At 45.5% G+C, this 3,312-nt stretch carries 5 protein-coding genes and 2 pseudogenes; 5 read left to right on the top strand and 2 right to left on the bottom strand.

Annotated elements, in window-relative coordinates; genetic code table 11:
• Window positions 1-163, bottom strand: a 163-nt coding sequence (locus BFF42_RS13125; protein WP_001396981.1) for an IS1 family transposase, incomplete at its 3' end; no start/stop codon positions are given.
• Window positions 164-841: 678 nt separating this feature from the next.
• On the bottom strand, window positions 842-1,516 hold the full coding sequence (locus BFF42_RS13120) for a LexA family protein (RefSeq protein WP_024258556.1): 675 nt from the start codon (window positions 1,514-1,516) through the stop codon (window positions 842-844).
• 90 nt (window positions 1,517-1,606) lie between these two features.
• Between BFF42_RS13120 and BFF42_RS13115 the strand changes: the two genes are divergently transcribed.
• The 5 genes and pseudogenes from BFF42_RS13115 to BFF42_RS13095 all read left to right on the top strand — a co-directional run.
• Window positions 1,607-1,807 (top strand): helix-turn-helix domain-containing protein, encoded by a 201-nt coding sequence (locus BFF42_RS13115; RefSeq protein ID WP_000649481.1) that lies wholly within the window; start codon window positions 1,607-1,609, stop codon window positions 1,805-1,807.
• Between the two features lie 43 nt (window positions 1,808-1,850).
• Window positions 1,851-2,408 (top strand): protein YmfL, encoded by a 558-nt coding sequence (gene ymfL, locus BFF42_RS13110; protein ID WP_039060011.1) that lies wholly within the window; start codon window positions 1,851-1,853, stop codon window positions 2,406-2,408.
• Window positions 2,405-2,742, top strand: a pseudogene (gene ymfM, locus BFF42_RS28330) (cell division inhibitor YmfM). Before ymfL ends, ymfM begins: the two are co-directional and overlap by 4 nt.
• 9 nt (window positions 2,743-2,751) lie before the next feature.
• A pseudogene (locus tag BFF42_RS13100) lies at window positions 2,752-2,991 on the top strand (helix-turn-helix domain-containing protein); the annotation flags it as partial.
• A gap of 64 nt (window positions 2,992-3,055) precedes the next feature.
• Window positions 3,056-3,312: transposase (locus tag BFF42_RS13095; RefSeq protein WP_069673647.1), on the top strand; the 257-nt coding region annotated here is incomplete at its 3' end.

The following is a 3,312-nucleotide window of genomic DNA, read 5'->3' as shown; positions in this document are numbered from 1 at the left end:
TCTGGTGCGTACCGGGTTGAGAAGCGGTGTAAGTGAACTGCAGTTGCCATGTTTTACGGCAGTGAGAGCAGAGATAGCGCTGATGTCCGGCAGTGCTTTTGCCGTTACGCACCACCCCGTCAGTAGCTGAACAGGAGGGACAGCTGATAGAAACAGAAGCCACTGGAGCACCTCAAAAACACCATCATACACTAAATCAGTAAGTTGGCAGCATCACCTACAAATCTATTCTTTTGTCCCACCATTTTTCTTTATAATAACGGCCGAGTGCATATCGCGCAGTTAAGTAAGCTGCGATTGAGCCTGTAACAAGTCCGATAATTACCTTTGATATAAGGTCATGCCAATCCATTTTTATTTTTCCTACATTATGTTATATAATTGTTCATATCATACAATTGTTGAGTATAGATGTCTCGTTATTCATCAACATTTACTCCTGTTAAATTAGGGGGAGTATGTATTAAAAATATTCATCTGGGTCGTCTAAATATTTTTGATAAACTAATAGCAATAACACTATCAGTATTGCCTGCCCTCACATCGTTCTTGCTCTCGCGCGATTTTTAACTAAACACTAGCAGGATTTATCATGGTGCTACGCTACATTTACTTGTAGGGAGCTAAACAGATCATTGACGCTGAAAATATTCAAATTGTTAAAGAGCGAAGCGTCCTATGGGCGTTTTGTTGCTAACGAATCATCTTGGACTTCATATGCCCCAGGCGGCTACTTCGTGGGCATCCTGCCTGTTTGTTGTTTCGTTTTGGTACATTGTGTGTCCATGGGGTACATTGTCAAGTATAAAAAAACCTGCCGAAGCAGGTTCATAAATATTGATTAGGCCTTTATTTTGTATCTTCTTGGTTTTCCCGAGAAAATCACAGTGCCAATTATAGAGCAATTACCGTTAATCTTAATGTAGGGCTCAGGCCAGTTTGGGTGTAATGCTTTGAGATAACGCTGTGTTCCATCTTCTATCAATCGCTTGAAGGTGGTTTCGCCTGTATCGTGCATCAACGCAATAACGTCGTCACCGTGGCAAGCAGGGACTTCAGGATCAACAAAAATCATGTCTCCCGGACGGTACTCATCAATCATTGAATCACCAATCACCCGCAAGATATAAGTCATTTCGCCACAGGGTACAGGGCAGGGATAAGTTTCTGCTGTGCTCAAATCAACCTCAGAATAGCCAACTTCTTTCCATGCTCCGGCCTGTACCCATGATATGACAGGGACTAACGTTATTTGTTTGTTAGTGATTGAAACATCAGGTTTTTTTGTGATGTTCGTTGTCTGGTGTTCTTGATCGAGCCATCCGATAGGCAGGTCGAAACATTTTTCAATGTGTCGTGCCATGCTGTCACCGATATTTTTAGTAGCACCATCTCCCATAAACCTGCTGGTCTGGGTTGGCTCGCGATCAATCATAGTGGCAAAGGAAGAATTCCCGCCAACACCATCTCTCAGTTTTCTGGCGTTAGACCGCCGGATGTCATGGATTGTTTTCATAACGAAATTAAAACCCTTGTACCGCTAAGGTACAAGTATCGTGAAGGTTCATTTCAATCATGTAATATGTACGCTGGAGGTACATATTGTATGAAAGCGTATTGGGACTCTTTAACCAAAGAACAGCAGGGTGAGTTGGCCGGAAAAGTTGGCTCAACACAAGGCTACTTACGGCTGGTTTTCAATGGCTATAAAAAAGCCAGTTTTGTGCTGGCTAAAAAACTTGAGCAATGCACGTCAGGTGCAATTACGAAATCTGACTTAAGACCGGATATCTATCCGAAAGATTAGCAGAACACTTTCAATTTTTAACCACAGAACGATGAGGCTAATCGTGGGTAAGCATCACTGGAAAATAGAAAAACAGCCTGAGTGGTACGTGAAAGCTGTCAGAAAAACTATCGCAAAGTTGCCGGGTGGTTACGCTGAAGCGGCTGACTGGCTCGATGTAACAGAAAACGCTTTATTCAACCACCTTCGTGCAGATGGCGATCAGATTTTCCCGCTGGGATGGGCAATGGTTTTACAGCGTGCTGGTGGCACTCACTTCATTGCTGATGCTGTGGCGCAGTCTGCAAATGGCGTCTTTGTGTCTCTTCCTGACATCGAGGATGTGGACAACGCCGATATTAACCAGCGTCTGCTGGAAGTCATTGAACAGATCGGCAGTTATTCAAAACAGATTCGTTCAGCAATCGAAGACGGTGTAGTGGAACCGCATGAGAAGACAGCAATTAACGACGAGCTGTATCTCTCAATTTCGAAGCTGCAGGAGCATGCAGCACTTGTCTACAAAATTTTTTGCATTTCAGAAAGTAATGACGCCCGCGAGTGTGCAGCTCCGGGCGTCGTGGCGTCGATTGCTTCTGGTTGTGGAGAAACTAACGCATGAACAGTTTAACAACACACTACCGTCGCTCGCAACTGATTGCGCTTTCTGTACCGGGTGGAAAAGCGAAGGTGAAATATTGCTATGCAGTGAATGTACCAGGTGACAGGGAAATTGTAACCCACAGCTTTGCAGAGTGGGCTGTGGGTGATTTCAACCGGCAGAAGGAGACAGTCCTTTGCGACAAGTTAACCGCTGGTTCAAAGATCACTACGGAGTGCCCGTCAGAGTCATTCGTTGGGAGCCGGAAACACAGCGGGTTATCTACTCCGCGGAGGTTATGAGCATGAATGCTTCAGTCCGCTCGAACAGTTTCGTCGTAAATTCAGGGAAATAGAGGTCGGTCATGAGCACTAAATTAACCGGCTATGTATGGGATGGTTGCGCTGCATCAGGCATGAAGTTATCCAGCGTGGCAATTATGGCCCGCCTGGCTGATTTCAGTAATGACGAAGGTGTGTGCTGGCCATCAATTGAAACCATTGCCCGTCAGATTGGCGCGGGGATGAGTACCGTCAGAACGGCTATCGCACGGCTGGAAGCAGAAGGCTGGTTAACGCGTAAGGCGCGTCGCCAGGGTAACCGCTGAGGTAGCCTGAGTTTAACGGACACTCCTTCCTGAAATAGAATGGCATCAGAAGGAGCTAATAATGAGCAGAAAAAACCAACGTTACTCTAAAGAGTTCAAAGCCGAAGCTGTCAGAACGGTTCTTGAAAATCAACTTTCGATCAGTGAAGGCGCTTCCCGATTATCCCTTCCTGAAGGCACTTTAGGACAATGGGTTACCGCCGCCAGAAAAGGGCTCGGTACTCCTGGTTCCCGCACGGTGGCTGAACTGGAATCTGAAATTCTGCAACTGCGTAAGGCGTTAAATGAAGCTCGCCTTGAGCGAGATATATTAAAAAA

Origin of the sequence: Shigella sp. FC1661, from assembly GCF_001712525.1 — a bacterium.
Lineage (GTDB): Bacteria > Pseudomonadota > Gammaproteobacteria > Enterobacterales > Enterobacteriaceae > Escherichia > Escherichia coli.
This window is presented reverse-complemented; position numbering and strand designations above follow the sequence as displayed.

Coding starts and splice junctions, on each gene's coding strand:
- BFF42_RS13115 (WP_000649481.1), top strand. CDS start 1,607: ATGAAAGCGTATTGGGACTCTTTAACCAAAGAACAGCAGGGTGAGTTG.
- BFF42_RS13120 (WP_024258556.1), bottom strand. CDS start 1,516: ATGAAAACAATCCATGACATCCGGCGGTCTAACGCCAGAAAACTGAGA.